Here is a 19399-nt window from a genome sequence, read left to right as displayed (position 1 = left end):
GGGACGAGAGGTCAAGCGCGCCCTCTCGTCCGAAACGGATTTACTGTTGTGCCAACCACCAGCGGGCAATCCGCTTCCCGGAATCGTCCGTGCTTTCGAACTCATTGTCTTCCAGCAAACGGACCCGCAGGCACCGCTCTTTTGCACCGCCATAGGGCGACAGACAATAATGCTCCTTTGTCGGACGGACCGTTCCGGTCTCGTGCACTTCAGGGAAGCCGTTCTGGGCAGGCACCTTCAACGAGTAGACCTTGCCCTTCTCCACCCTGAGGTAAAAGGCACGGTTACCGTTGCTCAACCAACCGGAAATCATGCGGCCCGATGCCAAGGCGAGAAACCCCGGTCCCGTCATGGCCCTTGGATCGTAGGCACGCGCTACATCCGAGAAAACGGAAGCACACGTGACCATCACGACAGCAGCACAAGCGATTTTAGTAAAGGGCTTCAAATGCACAGTAAAATCTCCATTTTTATTGTGCTACTTTCTTTAGAACGCAACAATACCAGAACAAAATGCAAAAGCTGAACACATTCCTTCAAAATATTGATTCTTATGCATTTTAATTAATCTGAATTTAAAAAATGCCACATGCATCCGCAATATTCAGCCGATTTTCTTTCATCTGGGCGCTGGCATCCATGATCTGGATTGTACCGCTCACCATTTTCTTCGTGAACCGATGGGATCGGGATCTGGCACCGATTGACCGCACGTATTTACTCCGTGCGCAAACATGCAAAGCCAATTATCGAGAGCAGGACGCACAGGACCGCTGCCTTCTGATCATGGAGCTAGAGCATTTTCAGTCCCGCAGCATCATGACCGCTAACCGGGTGCTTGCCAGTGCCGGCCCGCCCTTGATCGGACTGGGTCTTCTCGTCTATCTGAGACGCCGTCGGTCGCGAGGCCGGACAGCGGGAAAGGGACGGCCTTCGTGAAATCCACTAAATCTACACCGCCCGCACGGGCATGGCAGCGCATGCTCAGCGGACGCAGGCTCGATCTTCTCGACCCGTCCCCTCTTGATGTTGAAATCGAGGACATCGCCCACGGTCTCTCCCGGGTCGCACGCTGGAACGGACAAACAGAAGGCCGCTGGCCCTATTCCGTTGCCGAACATTCCGTCCTGGTAGAAATCCTTGTGCACCGGCTCTACCCGGATCTCGGACTGAAATGGCGCCTCGCGGCGCTGCTGCACGATGCGGCGGAGTATGTGATCGGCGACATGATCACACCGTTCAAGACAATCATCGGATCGGATTATAAAAGCGTCGAGCGGCGACTTGAAGAAGCGGTCCATCTCCGCTTCGGACTGCCGGCCGCCCTTCCCGCCGACATCGTCAAGAAAATCAAACGTGCCGATAAAATCGCGGCATACCTCGAAGCTACACAGCTCGCAGGGTTTTCTCTGCCGGAAGCAAACAAGATTTTCGGAAAACCGAAAACCGGGCTCGATGTCGTGATTGAACCGATCTCGCCGACAGCCGCAAAACAATCCTACATCAAGCGGTTCCGCATTCTGGGCGGCCCGACTACCTAGACATCGATCGGGAAAGCTTCAGCTCATCTGACAGCGTCCGGCGCTGGATTAAGAATGCACGTTCCGGCACAATCGAAGCGAGTGGACGAAGTCACTGAAGACTCTCGGTTCTCTCAGGAGCACGCGACGCTAATGCAGGATCAGAAAACCGAAAAACCGCAAAAAAAGCGCAAGCTTTCACCGATTCTGGATCAGATTATCTATGGCCCGCCGAGCGTCACCTGGAATATCCATGAATTGACCCGGAAGCGGGAAATTGGTGATCCGTTTTTCAAGATCCCGAGCCTCAACCGCATCATTATTTTCAAATATCCGAACTTCAAGGTCGAGGTGTCAGATGCCGCGTCGACCAATTTTGCGAACAAAAGCACCTCACTGTCAGATGACCGGCCTGTCGAAACCGCGCTCTACATCCCGAATGACGAAGAACTGCCGCATGAAGGCGGTTATGCGGTCTATCTTCGTCAGAAAGATGCGGCAAAGCTTCTGCAGCGCTATGTCGGCATCGCCGAGGATGGCATGACCGAAGCGATGCGGCGGGATCTCTCATTCCTGGAAATGATCGATGATCTTCCGTCCCTAGACCCGTTCCTGCTGAAAACAGCATTCGAGCGCCACAAGGCGGTCTGCAATCCCGCCTATCTGATGATGAAAGATGGCGAAGAAGACAAGATCAAATCGGTGATCCGGAACAAAGTCCGACCGATCGTCAATAAAGCGCTCGGCGCCGATGTAAACGAAACGACGAAAACTCAGCGCTTCATTGATGCCATCTGGGATCCTACCATTCCGGAAGCCGCCCTTTTCATCCAGGCTTTCAAGATCGACAGCAAAGAGGTCGCGAATGTGTTCAGTGCCTGGAAGGGCGTTTCATTTTACCAGTACCAGTTTGAAATCAACAAACCCCTGATTGCGGACGTTATCCGGTGGCTAAAATCGGAGAACTCCACGCCCCTCGACCATCGCGAGCACCGCGCCTTCCTTCCACAACAGAAAATGTTCAAACAACAGGTATTGAAAAAAACGCTCAACCTACTCGCCAATATTAACCAGATATTTAAAGATTTCGACGTATGTTATGAAAAATTTATCAATGATGGAGATCCTGTTCCCTTTCGAAACTTCCTGATCACATCGCACTATCGATACTGGCTACTCGGCTATTGCTGCACAGCACTGATGCACACGCGGAACATCTTCGAGCGGTGCCTATCTGAAGGTACTCGCGGTGTCCTCAGGTTTGAGCAACTGAACGACATGCTGACGAACATTGATTCTACGGTGAGTAGCAAGTCACAAGGAGCTAACGACTTATAGAGTCTTGGTTTTATTCAAGAAACAAAGAAATTCCATTGAAAACAGCCCCTATATCCGCCACAAGTATCAAGCGCACAATCTTGGGTGCGGTCAGTGGGGCTGAGTACGGAGCCAAAAGCAGGCATGACTAACGGCTCGACAACAGCGACCCATTTCTGGCCCACCAGTTTCGCAGAGCGCGGCGTTGCCGTGCCCTTCACGACCCCCAGCGTCGCGATGGCACGGGTACGCAACGACGAGCGCGGACGGCTGGAGCTTGTGATTTCGGGACTGTCGGGCGGACGCGGCGTTTATGTTATCGGTTGGAGCGCCGTCCCTCAAACCTTCAAGCTGACGGTTTTTGACAGGGTCCTGCACGAATATATCCAGGCAATTGAAACCGTCACGCCGGATACGGTGCGGGAAGCAGTGCTGCACGCCACAGCGACCGGGCTGGCTGGAGAAGACGCCGCCGAAGCGGCTATTCAATCGAGCAGCAAAATCACGGAAGATCAGATCCGGATCAGCCTCGCCCTGACGCAGCATCTGGTGAAAACCTTTCTTGAGGCAGAATTGGAAATCGGCCTTGCTGAACTTGCCACCTCCGCTGGCCAACAGAAAGTTCAGAACCTGCTCGGCCGGATTGCCCGCAAGGAAAACATCGCCCCTGAGACACTCTCCCGCGTTCTGACTGAATGGGGTGATCTACTCGAAGCGCTCGGTGTCCTGGATCATCGACCGCGCGGCCGGTATCGACGGACCTTGGACGAAGCGTCGCACTTCCTTTCATCTTTTGCAGATTGGATGCGCACCGGAGAGATTGGCGATGATCACCCGGCCGCACTCATTTCCGACGTCCTCACCGAAACTCTCCACAACTGGAAGAACGCGTTCCAGGAAGCGGATGTCTATGCACACGATCCGCGGTCCACTCTCAAAAATTGGCAAAACGCCAAAGGCGTTCTGGAGTCATTGAGCGTGCGTATTCCCTGGCTGGAAGACGGATGGGCCGTCATCTTCGCAATGTGGGAAAATGCGTTGCGTGGAGATCACGATCAACGTCTTCAAACCGTCGCTACAATCCTTTCCGGATTACCGCTTGTACCTCGTGATGAGGTAGCGCCGGATCGCCGCCCGCAATGGATGGAGTTTGCCAAACGGCTGAGCCTGCTCGCCGCGCGGAACGAACAGAGGAGCCAAAACGATATCGGTCTCGAAAATATGCTGCGTCAGGAGCAGGTCCTGGCCCGGAGCCTTGGTTAACCGCGCATGAGTACTAATTCGAACGATATCCCCCTGGGCAATCTCGAGAGCCAGCTCTTCAAGATTCCTGAAGAGGATTTGACCGAACTGGTAGCAAAGCTGGAGCGCCGTGCCCTGGATCCCAGCAAGGCGCCAGGCGTTGGGAAAATCCTGGACCAGCTGCGTCCCAGGCTTGCCATTCTGAAGCCGCAGCGGCAGGCGACGCTGGTTCGTTTCTTCACCGAACCTTTTGCCGATCTGCTCTACACGACGGGCGAGCCGCGCAAACCGGTTGGCCGAATTCCACGCACGGCCATTGTCCCCTGCTACAAACTTCTGCAGAAACATTCCGAGCCATCCCGCATCGAGCGTTACCAGCAGGATCTCGACACGATAGAGCCGGATAACGACGAAGCCTTGATGACTCTCGGTACCGGTTTCTGGCGTTATGCATCGGGGCAGCTGCGCCGGGTGATCGATGAGGCGGAAAAGGACAAGCTAGCCAAACAGGCACTGATCGAAAGTCTCGGCGATCCGTTCCTCTATTCTGCCCTCAAGGAGATCGTGGGCGTGCTGGAAGTCGCAGTCCCGGTCATGGAGTTACGCAAGGCCTTGCCATCAACCGGCATGAGCCATGTCACCAACGCCAACCTCGAGGATATCTGCGTCGCATTAAACACCGTCCATCAGAAAAGGCCGGCCAACGCGGAATTCGTTGTGTTCGTCATTCTCGCCCGCCTCAGAAACCCGGCGATGATCGTGGAGATCATGCAGCGCGTTGAAGAAGCAGGCACCCTGGCCGATGTGTCCGCAGTGACCAATGTCGCGAACGAGGCGATCGTCAGCCAGACAGAAGAGAAAATCCGGACACTCGGGGAAAAGATCCAGTCGTCGACAAGCTGCAAGAGCATGGCTCTACAGGCCGAAGCCTACGTGAAAGAGGTTGTTGGTGCTGCCAGTGCTATCGGTAACACCGGGTCCCGCATGCAAAGTCGGCAGGTGGCACGAACAAAGACAGAGATGGCCGATCTTGTTCGTCGCGAAATGCTGGAAGCGCAGGACAACCTTACATCCGCCAACATGAACAGTCTCGGCGGCAGCTCCAGCGCAAGAGATCAAATCGTCGCCCAGAAGGGTGTGGAAGACCGGATCATCTCGCTTCGGATCGCCAGCAGGTTTGCGAACGAACTGGACCTTGAGCGAGACGTGAACCGGCGTCTGGCCGAACTTGAGGAAAGCGTCGCCGAACAGTCAAAGAAACTGCTCGGAGACCTCAAAAAGCGGGATTATGAAGTTCTCTCCCCGGAAGAAGCCGAGCGCCAGCTGTTCACCCAGGTCAGGCTCACCGAGCTGTTGCTCGGCCCGGAAATCGCGAACCGGCTCCGCCTCGATGGTGAACAGCTGTTACGCGATTACTAGAGCGGAATCGTCTCTACTCCGCCGGAGCCGGCGCCCGCTCAATGGCTTCTTCGCGGATAGGCCAGTGGATGAAACCGGCAAAGAGTGCGAGGCCAATCGACACATACCAGATCAAATCGTAGGACCCGGTGGTGTCGAATACGATGCCTCCCAGCCAGACCCCAAGGAACGAGCCGATCTGGTGGCTGAAGAAGACGATGCCGAACAGCATGCTCATATAGCGCATGCCGAAGATCTGGCCGACCAGTCCGGAGGTCAGCGGCACGGTGCTCAGCCAAAGCAGTCCCATTGCTGAGGCGAAGACGTAAATTACCAGCTCGCTTGGCGGCACCAGCAACAGGAACGCGATCACCACGGCCCGGCCGAGATAGAGCAGGTTCAAGAGGTACTTCTTCGAGAACTTGCCGCCCAGAACACCGGCGCTGTAGGACCCGATCACATTGAACAACCCGACCAGCGCCAGCGCACCGGCACCGACCGTGACGGGCAGTCCGAGATCAGTCACATAGGCTGGCAGGTGCACCGCAATAAAAGCGACCTGAAAACCGCAGACAAAGAACCCGCTCGTCAGCAGCCAGAAACTTTTATAGCCGAACGCCTCCTGCAGCGCCTGACCAAGGCTCTGACCGGACGGAAGCGGGTTCGCCTTGGTGCCCCTCAGCGGCCAGAAAGCAATGGCCAGCGGCACCATCACCAACGAGCCAAGCCCCATGAACAACGCCGCGTCCTGCCAGCCGAAGCTGGCAACAAGACTGCCCGCGACCGGCACCAGCAAAAACTGCCCGAGCGAACCGGATGCACCGGTGACCCCGAGCGCCCAGGACCGCCGCTCCGGCGGGAAGAGCTGACCGACCGCGCCCAGAATAATACCGAAGGAAGTACCCGCGAGACCGGCGCCGACCAGCATGCCGGCACTCAGATGCAGCATCGACGGCGTCGCGGAAAAGGCAATCAGCACCGTGCCGGCCGCATAGACGATAGCACCGCCGCAGATCGCCCGGAACGGACCGTAACGATCCGCAATGGCCCCCGCGAAAGGCTGGGTCGCCCCCCAGATCAGGTTCTGTAACGCCAGCGAAAAGGCAAAGACCTCACGGCCAACGCCAAGCTCCGCCGTAATCGGCGGCAGGAACACACCGAATCCGGAACGGATGCCGAAGGAAAGCGCGCCGATGATCCCGCCGCAGAGCAGCGCGATATAGGCAAGCCGCATATTGTAATCCTGGCTTTCGCTGGCAGCTGACATTCGCCTATTCCCTTTTATCGGAGGAGCCGTGGGCGCTTGTGACAGCCCGAACAACGCTCTAGGCTCGAAATATGGCACCGGCCGATTACAACAACAAACGCCGGATTGTCACCAGAACAATTCACGGGGGCTGACTACCAATAGGCGTGCGGCGCCTCTTGGCAGACCCGCTTCCCGCCTCAAGTTCAAGATGGAAGGAACCGGCTATGTCGACGCCGAAATATGCTGTCATCGACGGTGAAATCGTGGCCTGGGAAAACGCCACCGTGCATGTCGCCTCGGCGGCTTTCAAATTCGGCACCACGGTCTTCGAGGGCCTGCGCGCCTACTGGAACGCGGAGCACGAGGATTTCTATCTGTTCCGCATGGCCGAACATATGGACCGGTTGGACTTCTCCCAGCGCTTCATGCGGTTCGAAGACGCCATCCCGGCTGATCTGGTTGCCGAGAAAACGCTGGAGCTGATCCGGGCCAACGACTTCAAGGGCACCAACCTGCACATCATGACCTCCTGCTATGTCGCCGGCATGGGCGGCCCGGGGGCCTGCGGGCCCGTTGGCCTCGCTATCACCGCGCTGGAGCGGCCCCGTTCGGCCAACGTGCTGAACGGCGTAAACGTGCAGGTCAGCTCCTGGATGAGGGTGCCCGACAACGCCATGCCGATGCGGGTGAAGTGCAACGCCAACTACAATAACGGCCGGCTTGCCACCGTGCAGGCGACGGTCGACGGCTACGATACCGCGCTCTTCCTGAACAGCCGCGGCAAGGTCTCCGAAGGCCCCGGCATGTGCTTCTTCATGGTCCGGGGTAACCAGGTCATCACCCCGCATACCTCCAGCGACGTCCTGGAAAGCATTACCCGCGAGACCGCCCTGCAACTCGCCCGCGAGGCCGGCTACGAGACCGTCGAGCGGGACGTCGACCGCAGCGAAATTGCGGCCGCCGACGAGGCCTTCTTCTGCGGCACCGCTTGGGAAGTAACCCCGATTCTTTCGATCGACCGCCTGCCCGTGGGCAGCGGCGCCATCGGCCCGATCACCAAGGGGCTGCAGCAGACCTATTTCGATGTCTGCGAAGGCAAGACTGAAAGCCATCCTGAATGGCGGCTTCCGGTCTACGCCGAGCGCGCCTCCAAGGCGGCGGAGTAATCGCCCTCACCTCGCCGCCGCGCCCGGAACGCCTTGGCGCGGCGGAACACTTCCTGTAAGTCAGTGCCCGCGACCTGATGCCCGCTGGCCCCGTGGCGGAACTGGTAGACGCACGCGACTTAAAATCGCGAGTCTTAGGACGTGAGGGTTCGAGTCCCTCCGGGGCCACCAGCATTTGTCGAGATGGACTCCTGCAATCCGGAAACGGTTCCGGCTCGTTGCCTCAATTGGCGACACGCCGCAGGATGTAACGCGGCCCATCGCAACTCGTTACCAGAATATCGCCGCCGAAATAATCAAAGCCTTTGCCGTCCAGCCGGTCGCCGGCGATGCAAAAGAAGACCGAATCTTCCTCGGCAATGACCGGCCGATTGTCCTCGGCACAACTCAGCTCCACCTGCAGCCGATCAGGGTAGAAATCCGGCGCTTTGCGAAGGCCTGTGGCCTTTAGGTCATTGGAAAACAGCCAGCGCTCACCGAAATGGCCTGTTCTGTTGTCTATCAACTCCGCCTCATAGCGGTCTATCCGGCACCGATAGCCGAAGATATCGAGATGGGAATTGGCGATCTCGATACGGCGACCGACAAAGCGGTCCGCCTCCTCGGGGCCGACAGCGCTGATGCCGGAAAAATCGACTTCCTCGATCTCCCAGCTCCCCTGGATCTGACGCGGTAAGAACCCGAATTCAGGCTCGTTCTGCGCCTGGACCGTCAGGACGGCCGGCCAGAACATAAACAGGCCTGCGAGAGCGAGTCTCATCAGAGCGGGCCTGAGATTCAGGCAATAAGCTATATTCATCCGGCGCATAGAGCGTTTCGTCTCCCAGAATTGTTTCGAAGAATCGTCCAGGATAAGGCCGCTCATGCTTCATGCCATCGCGCATTCGTCCCGGGCATGATCGCCAGCCCTCCGGAGCACCATCCGAAAGCCGATTCCAACTTTGTCCTCGCAAAACCGCCCTGTACTGTGTCGCCATCATGACAGCACAGATCAAGAAATCAGCGATGAAACAGATTCCGTCACCCAACCTGCCGCCGATTGAGCGGCTCCGGCAAGTCATGGCAAGCCTGCGCGATCCGGATGGCGGGTGTCCCTGGGATATCGAACAGAGTTTCGAGACGATAGCACCCTACACGATCGAGGAAGCCTATGAGGTGGCCGACGCGATCACCGAGGGAGACATGCCTCATCTGGAGGAAGAGCTCGGCGATCTTCTGCTTCAGGTCATGTATCACACCCAGATTGGCCAAGAGGCCGGGCATTTCGACTTCGACAGCGTGGCCCACGCCATTACGGAAAAGATGATCCGGCGGCACCCGCATGTTTTCGGTCCGGACAATGTTGCCGATGCCGAAACACAGACCCTGAACTGGGAGGCTCAGAAAGCCCAGGAGCGGGCGCGCAAGGCGGCGGAAAGCGACGTCAGGCAGAGCGCCCTCGACGGTGTATCATCAGCCTTCCCTGCCCTGATGCGCGCCGTGAAACTGCAGAAACGCGCCGGCCGCGTCGGGTTCGACTGGCCGGAGGTGGATCAGGTCTTCCACAAGCTGGAAGAAGAGATCGCGGAAGTCCGGGCCGAGCTTAAGGGCGATGCGAAAGAGCGTGATCCGGAGAGGATCGAGGACGAGATAGGCGATCTGCTATTCGTGTGCGTCAATCTCGCACGCAAACTCGACATTGACCCGGAGAGCGCGCTCCGGCGCTGCAACCGGAAATTCGAAACTCGATTTCGTGCCGTTGAGTCCATGCTTGAGGAAGAGACAGGGCGCTTCCCGGAACAGGCCGAACTCGACGAGCTAGAAGCACTCTGGCAACGCGCGAAACGGTTCGACAAAACGTGACCAGTATCGAGTGAGGATGACGATCCGTTGAAAGCCGAGGGTCATCACTGGAGCGATACGCCAGCCCCCATCGCGCCTCACGAAAGTGAATAACAACCGGATTAAAATCATGCCGGTTGCCAAGCCTTCACGCCTTTCAATATTCTACGGACGTAAGCGCGGCAACTGGGCCACGCATTGAGGAGATCCGCCATGGCGGTAAGCATTTTCATCGACGGTGAAGCCGGGACCACAGGCCTGCAGATCCGCGAACGACTGACGGGACGGGACGATGTCTCCCTGATCAGCTTGGGCGCGGAAGAACGCAAGGATACCGAAGCCCGACGCCGTGCGCTGAACGAAGCGGATCTCTCCATCCTCTGCCTGCCGGATGCGGCAGCCATTGAGGCTGTGTCTCTGATCGAAAACCCGGATGCCAAGGTCATTGACGCCTCGACTGCGCACCGCGTCGATAATGACTGGGTCTACGGGTTTCCCGAACTGAGCGCCGGACAGGAAGAGGCTGTGCGCCATGCGCGCTTTGTCAGCAATCCAGGTTGCTATCCGACCGGAGCCATCGGCCTGATCCGTCCGCTGGTGGAGAATTCCCTTCTGCCGGCCGACTATCCGGTCACGGTCAATGCCATCTCAGGCTATTCCGGCGGCGGCAAAGCGCTGATCCAGTCCATGGAAGACACAGCCGCTGCGGATCATGTTTCCGCTAACGTGTTCGCCTACGGGCTCAACCTGCAGCACAAGCACCTGCCGGAAATGCAGCAATATTCGATGCTGGAGCACGCTCCGATATTCCAGCCGAGCGTTGGGCGCTACTACAAGGGGATGGCTGTGTACGTACCGCTGCATCTCTGGGCTCTCAAGGGCGGCGTCGGCGCGGCCCGCATCCATCAGTGTCTCAGCGATCACTATAGTGGGCATCTCTTCACGGAAGTCGCGCCGCTGGACGAGTCCGCCTCGCTTCCCCGCCTTGATCCGGAAGAGCAGAACGATACCAACACGATCCGCTTCTACGTTTTCGCAAACGAGAAGAACGGACAATGCGTGCTGGCGGCGACGCTCGACAATCTCGGCAAGGGAGCTTCGGGCGCGGCGGTTCAGAACATGAACCTGATGCTGGGTCTGGAAGAAGGTCTCGGGCTTTCCTACGGGCGCGCGGCCTGAGCCTCTCCTCCCGTTACGGCCAGAGCTTTTCCCTGAGGTCGTCCCAGGACGCTTCGTCAGGAGCCATCAGCAATCCACCATCGAGCTGGTCCGGATAATAGGGACGCTTGTTGAAGCGGGCGTGAAAACCGCCCGCTTCCTGGTGCATGAGCGAGCCTGCCACATGATCCCACGGCATGTTCTTCGGATGCATGGCAAAATGCGCCTCGCCGGTCAGCAAACTTAGATATTCGTGACCGGCACAGCCAAAGCGGAAGTGATCTCCCACTTCGGTTTTCGCCCGCTCCTTCATCTCCTCTTTCAGAGGCGACGGCAGAAATCGGAAATTGAGGGCGCCACGCATCTTGCTTGTCGGGCTTGGAGCAAGAACAGAAAGGCGCTCTTCCTTGCCGTCATATCCACACATCCAAGCCCCCTCACCGCGAACGGCGAAAGCGCAACGCTCACCAAGCGGATCGAGGATAAACCCCAGCACCGGCTGACGCTTGTGCACCAGGCCGACCATGACGCAAAACTTGGAGTTACCCTTGGTGAAGTTCCTGGTCCCATCCACTGGGTCTATAATCCAGGCCGGAGCGTCCGCAGTGAGGTTATCCAGGACCGCGGTATCGGCTGCTACCGCTTCTTCACCGACCACGCTTGAGCCGGGCAGAAGATCCCGAAGTATCGGCGTCATCCGCCGCTCGGACTCAATATCGGCGATGGTCACCAGATCTTCAGGTCCGGTCTTCTCCTGAATATCTCCAGATTCGAGGGACTTGAAGCGAGGAAGAATAACGGCTTCGGCCGTTTCGCGCATAATGTCGATGACAGCAGCGGGATCTGGAAAACTGATCATACGATCCTTTGATATAGTGCATCCGAATGATGCGGGACAGGTCTACAGGGTTACCCCCGAAGACCTCTTTCTCATAGTGACAATATACACTTAAAGCATATCCTGTTTAGACACTGAACCTTGCATCGAAACGTTCCGCGTCCACGGGTGCCAGAAGTACCTTCACATGAATATCGGTTTCCCGATCCTCGCGCTCGATTACCCGACCGTGCTCGTATAGCCATGCAAGCGCGGCCCCATCGGCGAAATCCAGATCAAAGGTCCGGGTGACGTCATTCGCACCGAGCATCTCGTCAAGCAAGGCGAGAACGTTTTCGCAACCAGCACCTGTAAGCGCGGAAACGGCGATCCGTCTGCCTTTTTCGGTAGTAATATCGATGCTGGCCGGATCGTCCATCAGGTCGATCTTGTTGAGAACCTCGATCATCTGGTCTTCGAGTTTCTGCTCATCAAGCCCCAGATCCCGTAGGACAGACAGCACATCATCCTTCTGTGCATCGCTATCCGGGTGAGAGAAATCCCGGACATGCAGCAGAATATCCGCCTCGAGAACTTCCTCCAGCGTGGCGCGGAAAGCGGCGACCAGATGTGTCGGCAGGTCAGAAATAAACCCGACCGTATCGGAGAGAATGATTGTCCGCCCCGACGGCAGCTCCACCCGGCGCATGGTCGGGTCCAGCGTGGCGAAGAGCAGATCCTTGGCAAACACTTCGGATTCGGTCAGCCGATTGAAAAGTGTCGATTTTCCGGCGTTGGTATAGCCGACAAGCGCGACGATCGGATACGGCACCTTGCGCCGTGATTCGCGATGCAGTTCCCGCGTCCGCTTCACATCCTCCAGCTCATTTCGAATCCGGGAGATACGATCGAGGATCAGGCGTCTGTCAATTTCGAGCTGACTTTCGCCAGGCCCGCCGACGAAGCCAAAGCCGCCGCGCTGGCGCTCAAGGTGCGTCCAGGATCGGACCAGCCGGCTGCGCTGGAAGGTCAGAGCCGCCAGCTCAACCTGAAGACGGCCTTCATGGGTTCGAGCCCTTGCACCGAAAATCTCGAGAATCAGAGCCGTCCGGTCAATGACCTTACATTCGAGCTCTTTTTCAAGGTTACGCTGCTGAACCGGAGAAAGCGAAGCGTCGACGATAACAACATCGACCTCCAGCCCCTTGACCGTCCCGGCCAACCGTTCCACGGCCCCGCCGCCGAGGAACGTCGCGGGCCGGACTCTGGACAGCGAAACGGTCTCGGCATGCACCACGTCGAGGTCGATGGCAGCCGTAAGCCCTACAGCTTCAGCAAGACGCCCCTCAGGGTCTCGCATGGCTGCGGGCTCACCCGCTCTCTGCTTTTCGAAAGGGTGGACGACGAGAGCCCGACCGCTGCTCGCGTCCGGCGTGCTATTCCCCATGCACGCCCCGGTCTTTCAGGATCAAGAGGCTTCTTCTTCTTCTCGCGACGGTTCAAACAACTGAACAGGCTGAGACGGCATGATGGTCGAGATCGCGTGCTTGTAGACCAACTGCGAGTGAGCATCACGTCGCAAAAGCAGGGAGAAATTGTCAAACCACGTGACGATGCCCTGCAGTTTCACGCCGTTGATGAGAAAAATCGTAACCGCAGTCTTGTTCTTCCGGATCGCGTTAAGGAACACTTCCTGAACGTTTTGATTCTTTTCGTTGGCCATTGCACGGACCTTTTGTTCGTTTCGTTTCAGCGCGTACCAAAAAAGCCTGGGCACCGCCCTCATCTCGCAAATGCGAAATGAGCACCTCCTTTATATAACTATTTTTCCCTGTGACTCAATCGGTCAGCGTCCGCCGCATTGCGTGACAATCAGCAAAATGAAATGCGGGAGGCCATTTTAGCAAATCCGCCTCGGAAATCGGGTCGTCCCCGACAAGAACAGGGACACAGCCACTGGCCAGGCCGCACTGCAAATCCACCAGTGAGTCACCGACGAACCACACCCCGTCGCCCGGCTCATGTCCCGATTCCGCGAGCACAAGATCGACCGGATCACGGGCGGGCTTGTCCTGCGGCGCATCCGTGGCACCAACAATCCGATGAAAATACTCCGCCCAGCCGAGGCTTTCCGCTTCAGCCCGGAGAAAATCCCCGTTCTTGTTACTCACCACCCCGAGCAGAATCGAGTGGGCCCGAAGCTCCATCAGCAGTTCTTCCGCGCCAGGCAACGCACGCAGTCCTTCAAGATGCCGTTCCTCGAATGTGGCATAAAAAATGTCGCGGGCTTTTTCCCAATCGGGACCGAAAATCTTAGGGAAATTCTCTCGCATCGAGCGCTTGGCTCGCGCACGCATTTCCGCCTCCGTCCAAGCTTTCAGCTCAAACGCAGTCAGCGCCGCATTCATGGCGACCGTCACGCCCGGCCAGTTATCGACGAGCGTGCTGTCCCAATCGAAAAGGATCGCGCCTGGTTTCAACATGCCGGTCACGCCATGGGCCTAGAAGAAGTCCAGCCGGACGGCAAACAGCTTCTCTACCTTTTTAACAACCTCGTAGGTAGCGAACAGGATCACCCGGTCCTTGGCTTGGATCACCGTATCACCGCGCGGTACCAGCACCGTGTCCTCGCGATAAATCGCTCCGATGATGACACCCGACGGCAGCTTCGCATCGCGCAGAGGGTGACCGACGAGCGACGATGTTTCCAAGGCCTCGGCTTCGATCACCTCGCCGAAATCGGCGCGCAGGGAATAGACACCGCGAATTCTGCCGCGGCGGACATGCTGCAAGATTGTCGAGACCGTGATCGCCCGCGGGTTCACCACAGCATCAACACCAAGGGTCGAGATCAGCGACGCGTAGGTGCCCTTGTTGATAAGGGCCACGGTCCGGTCCGCCCCGGCCCTCTTGGCCAAAAGAGAGCCGATGATGTTCACTTCATCGTCGTTGGAGACGGCAACGAAGGTTTCCGTCTTGGAGACGTTTGCCTCCTCGAGAACTTCCGTATCCAGCGCGTCCCCGTTCAGCACCATGGTATGTTCCAGGGTCTGCGCGACGAGCTTGGCTCGCTCCCGATCATATTCGATGATCTTGACGCTGACGCCGGAATGTTTGGATTCGATCTCTTCGGCGAGCATCAGGCCGATATTGCCTCCGCCGGCAATGATAACGCTTCGGCCTTCTTCCTCTTCATGGCCGAAGGCTGCCATGGCGCGGGACAGATGATCGACATCGCAGACGAAATATACATCGTCGCCTGGCAGCATGTGATCGTCCGGTTTCGGCACGATGCCCCGGTCATCCCTGATAATGCCGACAACAACAATACTGAGATCGGAAAACAGGCTGGTGAGCTGGCGCAACGGCGTGTTGACGATCGGGCATTCCTCGTCACACCGCACGCCGACGACCCTGACCATCCCATCGGCCATTGGCAGCACATCGAACGCACCCGGCACTTGAAGCCGCCGCCCGATTGCCTTCGCCACCTCGCGCTCCGGCGAAATGATGTGGTCGATCGGCATGTTCTCGCGGCTGAACAGATCCGCCCAGATCGGCTGCAAATAGTCCTGCTGGCGTATCCGCGCGATCCGTGACGGCACATTGAAAAGAGAGTGCGCGATCTGGCAAGCCACCATATTGACCTCGTCGGAATAGGTGACCGCGATCAGCATGTCAGCGTCCCGGGTCCCCGCTCCCTCGAGAATGGACGGCAGCGATGCCAACCCGTGCACACCACGTACGTCGAGGGTTTCCGTGATTTTTCGAACCAGGGCAGCGTCCTGGTCGATGACCGTCACGTCATTATTCTCGCCCGCGAGGTGCTGAGCGATGCTGGTGCCGACTTGGCCGGCCCCGCAGATGACGACTTTCATGCCGTGATCCCGTCCTGAAGAGGGTGTTTACGCAGAGCGTTCGGCGCTGACGCCGAGCGACTTCAATTTACGATGCAGAGCAGATCGCTCCATACCGACAAAACTGGCTGTCCGGGAGATATTCCCTCCGAACCGGTTTACTTGGGCCAGCAGATATTCCCGCTCAAACATTTCGCGGGCCTCACGCAGTGGCATCCCCATGATTTCGACCCCCTTGTCGAAATTGAGGCTGATCGGTGCGGAAGACCCGATTTCCGGCGGCAGCATATCAGCCTTCACCGGCTCACTCGCCGCCCCCGGCGCCATAATCAGCAACCAGTCTATCACGTTGCGGAGTTGACGCACATTGCCCGGCCAGTCGTAGGATTGCAGCGCGGCGATAGCATCTTCGCCAAGAATTCGGTGCGACATGCCGGAACTGCGCGCGGAGCGCTCGATGAAATGATTGCAGAGCAGCGGGATATCTTCGCGGCGCTCGGAAAGTGCCGGCACAACGATCGGCACCACATTAAGACGGTAATAAAGATCTTCACGGAAACGGCCTGTCGAAATCTCTTGCTGGAGATCCCTGTTGGTCGAGGCGACCACCCGGACATCGACCGAAATCTCCCGCTCTCCACCAACGCGCCGGAAACGTTGCTCCTGCAGAACCCGGACAATCTTGCCCTGGGTCTCTTTCGGCATGTCCGCTACTTCGTCAAGGAATAGCGTGCCTTTGTGGGCCTGCTCCAGCATGCCCACAGTGCGGCCCGTATCATCTGCGTCACCGTCCCGACGTTCCGCTCCGAAAAGCTCTATCTCAAGCCGTTCCGGGCTTAGTGTCGCGCAGTTCAGCACCGTAAACGGTCCGTTCGCACGGGTCGAATTCGTATGGATCATGCGGGCGACGACTTCCTTGCCGACACCCGCCGGTCCGGTGATCAGCACCCGGCTGTTCGTCGGAGCCACCTTCTCCACGGCCTGCGCTACCTGGGCAACCCCCGCGGACTCCCCAACCAGCCTGTCATCCGTATCGGACCGGGCCCGGAGCTCCGCGTTCTCACGCCGGAGCTGCACCGCCTCCAGCCCCCTGCCGACCTGCAGCAAGAGACGCTCGGTCTCGAAAGGTTTTTCGATGAAATCGTAGGCACCGATCTTGATTGCAGAAACCGCAGTCTCGATGGTGCCGTGACCACTGATCATGATCACCGGGACATCCGGATGTTCCGCGCTCAACCGCTCCAGAATCCGGAGACCGTCAAGCGTGCTGTTCTCCAGCCAGATATCGAGAATAACGAGGTCAGGGCGGCGGGTATCGACAGCTTCCAGAGCCTCGTCGCTATTGCGCGCCTGTCGCGTGTCGTAGCCTTCATCCTCAAGGATGCCGGCGAGCAGAGACCGGATATCGGCCTCATCATCTACGATGAGAATATCATACGCCATGACGGCTCAGCCCAGAGTCATTTTCGTGCGAGTCCGATGTCGCCTCATCCAGAGGTACCTCGATGTTCGATCCGAAGACCAGACGGACCCTTGTCCCCCCGCCTTCGCGATCCATAAGTAAAATCGAGCCTCCATGATCTTCCATGATTCTCTTCACAATTGCCAGTCCAAGCCCTGTGCCTTTTTCCCGGGTGGTAATATAGGGCTCCGTAAGACGGTCACGGTCTACCTCCGGGAGCCCTCGCCCAGTATCCTCAACATCTATGACAATCCGTCGATCCTCATGGGTTATTGCAACAGAGATCCGCTGCCCCGATGGCCGCTTCCCGTCGGCTCCGACCGGATTGACTGCATCGATTGCGTCAATCGCGTTCTGCAACAAGTTCGTCAGAACCTGTCTGATCTGCCGCTGATCGCATTCCAGCTCAACCGCTTCCTGATCTCCGTCGAAATCAAATGCGATGCCGGACTGCGCCGATTTCTGAAGAACCACTTGTTCGCGAATCAGCTGGATCAGGTTTTCTTTCCGCATCACCGGGGCGGGCATCCGCGCAAAGGCCGAGAATTCATCGACCATGCGTCCGATATCGCCAACTTGTCGAACGATCGTGCTTGTACATTCAACAAAAGTCTCAGGATCGTCGCTTATCTGATTCAAATATTTACGTTTAAGGCGTTCCGCAGATAGCTGAATCGGGGTCAGCGGATTTTTGATTTCGTGCGCTATCCGGCGCGCGACATCCGCCCAGGCAGCCATCCGCTGCGCCGACAGAAGCGCTGAAATATCATCGAAAGTCAGAACGTAACCCGAGACTCGGCCGTCCGCGATCTCCGCCTTGATCCGCGCCAAAAGCGTGATCTTGCCAGCTTCCCTGTCTAGCTCGATCTGCTTTTCCGATTGCCGATAGGGGTTGTGCCGAGCCTGCTCCAGCAGTTCGGTCATTTCCGGGATCTGTTCGGACAGCATCCGTCCGACGAGGGATTCGATCGTCACGCCAAGCAGACTCGCTGCCGACTTATTCGGCAAATTGATCCGGGCATCCGCGTCGAGGCCAATCACACCAGCGGACACGCCGCCAAGTACGGCCTCGGTGAACCGGCGCCGCGCATCAACCTGACGGTTCGCACTCATCAGCTCACTGCGCTGCATTTCCAGCTGCCGTGTCATTCGGTTAAAGGCCCTGGCGAGAAGTCCCATTTCGTCGGCTTCGACCGGCCCGGTCACCCGGGCAGTCAGATCGCCTGAACTGATCCGCTCGGCGGCGCCGATCAGGTCACTGATTGGCTGCACCAACCAGGTGGCAAGATTGAGGCCGATCCAGACTGCGGCCAGCAACAGCAGCAGAGCCACCATGGCGAAGATCATGATGAAGGAAACCTGGATATCCAGCCGGCGCCCCTCCAGTTCGGTAAATTGCTCGACGGCTTCCTTCGTCCGCTCGATATAGGTGAGGATCTCAGAATCCACGAAACGGCCAACAAACAGATAGGCGTCCACGAACCTGTCGAGCCGGACAAAAGCGCGAATCCGATCATCCGCATCGGTGGTCAGAACGACCACATCGCCGAGCCTGGCCTTGGTCATCGCCTCTTCTGGAAGCGGTTCATAATCGAACGAAAGCGCGAGGTTCGTCCGGGCAAGGACCCTTCCCGTGCTGTCAAAGGCAACCGCTTCCGTCAGATTACGAAGAGCAGCCTGCGCTCGCAGAACCTGGGAGAAGCGAGCCGAATTGTTGACCAGAAACGGCGCTTCCCGATTGATATCGTTCGCCATCGCCAGAACATCGCCGCGGATCACCTGCCGGTGTTCCTCCAGATAGCGCTCCGCTACGGCGACAGAGCCCGTGACAGCCGTCGAGACACGCTCGCTGAACCAGGAGCGGATACCGAAATCGAACATCACCAGGGAGAAAACCGAAACCAGGATCGTCGGGGCTACGGTCAGCACGGAGAACATGGCCACGAGGCGAACATGCAACCGCGATCCCGCGAGCCCCCGACGACGCTCTACCCAGAGACGCGCCAACCGGTAGGCGACAAGAACGCCGAGCAATAGAAGCAGGGAAAAATCGAGGTACAGGATTCCCAGGACAACATCAGGGTCCGGCCCGGCGGGCCCGGCACGGGTAAAAGCCGCATATGTTCCCAGCCCGGCCATGATGGCGAGCGCCGCCAGAACATAGGCAGCCTTGCGCTCGAACCCGACCCTCTGGGCCCAGATACGGAACCGTCGCGTATAGCTTCCGAGTCGGTTTTCAGATTGCGGCGGGACCACATCTGAAGAATGGGCGTCTGTACCTGCTTCCGCCGGCATGTCTCACCTAATAAAGGACAGATCGCGAAATTACTTCTAGCCTAACCGGCCTTCGCACGCACGCTTCCGATCAGCTCTCCTTAACCCGCGCGCTGGA

Annotated in this window: 17 protein-coding genes and 1 tRNA gene; 8 read left to right on the top strand and 10 right to left on the bottom strand. The window is 57.9% G+C overall.

All coding sequences use genetic code 11. From position 1 onward, the window contains the following. Window positions 1-40: 40 nt before the first annotated feature. The gene (locus K328_RS0104305; protein ID WP_028464915.1) at window positions 41-352 is read right to left on the bottom strand and encodes a hypothetical protein; all 312 of its coding nucleotides are present in this window, start codon (window positions 350-352) and stop codon (window positions 41-43) included. A gap of 583 nt (window positions 353-935) precedes the next feature. Between K328_RS0104305 and K328_RS0104295 the strand changes: the two genes are divergently transcribed. The 4 genes from K328_RS0104295 to K328_RS0104280 all read left to right on the top strand — a co-directional run bounded on the left by K328_RS0104295 (window position 936) and on the right by K328_RS0104280 (window position 5498). Further along, the gene (locus tag K328_RS0104295; protein WP_245577398.1) at window positions 936-1541 is read left to right on the top strand and encodes a YfbR-like 5'-deoxynucleotidase; all 606 of its coding nucleotides are present in this window, start codon (window positions 936-938) and stop codon (window positions 1539-1541) included. 54 nt (window positions 1542-1595) lie between these two features. Continuing rightward, complete coding sequence (locus tag K328_RS0104290; RefSeq protein ID WP_156901167.1) at window positions 1596-2858, top strand: hypothetical protein; 1263 nt, start codon at window positions 1596-1598, stop codon at window positions 2856-2858. A gap of 123 nt (window positions 2859-2981) precedes the next feature. Next, on the top strand, window positions 2982-4100 hold the full coding sequence (locus tag K328_RS0104285; RefSeq protein WP_028464911.1) for a hypothetical protein: 1119 nt from the start codon (window positions 2982-2984) through the stop codon (window positions 4098-4100). 6 nt (window positions 4101-4106) lie between these two features. Further along, window positions 4107-5498 carry a hypothetical protein gene (locus tag K328_RS0104280; protein WP_028464910.1) on the top strand — a complete coding sequence of 464 codons (1392 nt, stop codon included), beginning with the start codon at window positions 4107-4109 and terminating at the stop codon, window positions 5496-5498. A gap of 13 nt (window positions 5499-5511) precedes the next feature. On the opposite strand, the gene K328_RS0104275 is transcribed toward K328_RS0104280, so the two are convergent. Next, window positions 5512-6744 carry an MFS transporter gene (locus K328_RS0104275; protein WP_028464909.1) on the bottom strand — a complete coding sequence of 411 codons (1233 nt, stop codon included), beginning with the start codon at window positions 6742-6744 and terminating at the stop codon, window positions 5512-5514. A 206-nt stretch (window positions 6745-6950) separates the two neighbouring features. Here K328_RS0104275 and K328_RS0104270 point away from each other — a divergent pair, with 206 nt between their 5' ends. Both K328_RS0104270 and K328_RS0104265 read left to right on the top strand, forming a co-directional pair. Next, the gene (locus tag K328_RS0104270) at window positions 6951-7892 is read left to right on the top strand and encodes a branched-chain amino acid transaminase (protein ID WP_028464908.1); all 942 of its coding nucleotides are present in this window, start codon (window positions 6951-6953) and stop codon (window positions 7890-7892) included. Between the two features lie 86 nt (window positions 7893-7978). Further along, window positions 7979-8063: transfer RNA gene (locus K328_RS0104265), tRNA-Leu, on the top strand. Window positions 8064-8115: 52 nt separating this feature from the next. Here K328_RS0104265 and K328_RS0104260 read toward each other — a convergent pair. Continuing rightward, the gene (locus K328_RS0104260; protein ID WP_156901166.1) at window positions 8116-8652 is read right to left on the bottom strand and encodes a hypothetical protein; all 537 of its coding nucleotides are present in this window, start codon (window positions 8650-8652) and stop codon (window positions 8116-8118) included. Window positions 8653-8897: 245 nt separating this feature from the next. On the opposite strand from K328_RS0104260, the gene mazG reads away from it, so the two are divergent. Then, window positions 8898-9734, top strand: a complete 837-nt coding sequence (mazG, locus tag K328_RS0104255) for a nucleoside triphosphate pyrophosphohydrolase (RefSeq protein ID WP_036553423.1) — start codon at window positions 8898-8900, stop codon at window positions 9732-9734. Window positions 9735-9926: 192 nt separating this feature from the next. After that, the gene (gene argC / locus K328_RS0104250) at window positions 9927-10892 is read left to right on the top strand and encodes an N-acetyl-gamma-glutamyl-phosphate reductase (RefSeq protein ID WP_028464905.1); all 966 of its coding nucleotides are present in this window, start codon (window positions 9927-9929) and stop codon (window positions 10890-10892) included. Window positions 10893-10905: 13 nt separating this feature from the next. Here the strand turns inward: argC and K328_RS0104245 are convergent, their stop codons facing one another. The 7 genes from K328_RS0104245 to K328_RS22530 form a co-directional block, all read right to left on the bottom strand. Beyond that, window positions 10906-11730 carry an inositol monophosphatase family protein gene (locus K328_RS0104245; RefSeq protein ID WP_028464904.1) on the bottom strand — a complete coding sequence of 275 codons (825 nt, stop codon included), beginning with the start codon at window positions 11728-11730 and terminating at the stop codon, window positions 10906-10908. A 106-nt stretch (window positions 11731-11836) separates the two neighbouring features. Continuing rightward, window positions 11837-13135, bottom strand: coding sequence for a GTPase HflX (gene hflX / locus K328_RS0104240; RefSeq protein WP_028464903.1), 1299 nt, complete (start codon window positions 13133-13135; stop codon window positions 11837-11839). Between the two features lie 21 nt (window positions 13136-13156). Continuing rightward, complete coding sequence (gene hfq, locus K328_RS0104235; protein ID WP_028464902.1) at window positions 13157-13411, bottom strand: RNA chaperone Hfq; 255 nt, start codon at window positions 13409-13411, stop codon at window positions 13157-13159. Between the two features lie 115 nt (window positions 13412-13526). Beyond that, window positions 13527-14171 (bottom strand): HAD family hydrolase, encoded by a 645-nt coding sequence (locus tag K328_RS0104230; protein WP_036553134.1) that lies wholly within the window; start codon window positions 14169-14171, stop codon window positions 13527-13529. A gap of 18 nt (window positions 14172-14189) precedes the next feature. After that, window positions 14190-15566, bottom strand: coding sequence for a Trk system potassium transporter TrkA (gene trkA / locus K328_RS0104225; protein ID WP_028464900.1), 1377 nt, complete (start codon window positions 15564-15566; stop codon window positions 14190-14192). Window positions 15567-15593: 27 nt separating this feature from the next. Further along, the gene (ntrX, locus tag K328_RS0104220) at window positions 15594-16988 is read right to left on the bottom strand and encodes a nitrogen assimilation response regulator NtrX (RefSeq protein ID WP_028464899.1); all 1395 of its coding nucleotides are present in this window, start codon (window positions 16986-16988) and stop codon (window positions 15594-15596) included. Continuing rightward, complete coding sequence (locus K328_RS22530; RefSeq protein ID WP_084608087.1) at window positions 16978-19302, bottom strand: sensor histidine kinase NtrY-like; 2325 nt, start codon at window positions 19300-19302, stop codon at window positions 16978-16980. The genes ntrX and K328_RS22530 overlap by 11 nt, the downstream gene beginning before the upstream one ends. Window positions 19303-19399: the final 97 nt, after the last annotated feature.

The organism is Nisaea denitrificans DSM 18348, from assembly GCF_000426505.1.
Lineage (GTDB): Bacteria > Pseudomonadota > Alphaproteobacteria > Thalassobaculales > Thalassobaculaceae > Nisaea > Nisaea denitrificans.
The sequence above is the reverse complement of the archived record's forward strand: the minus strand, read 5'-3'. Positions and strand labels throughout refer to the sequence as shown.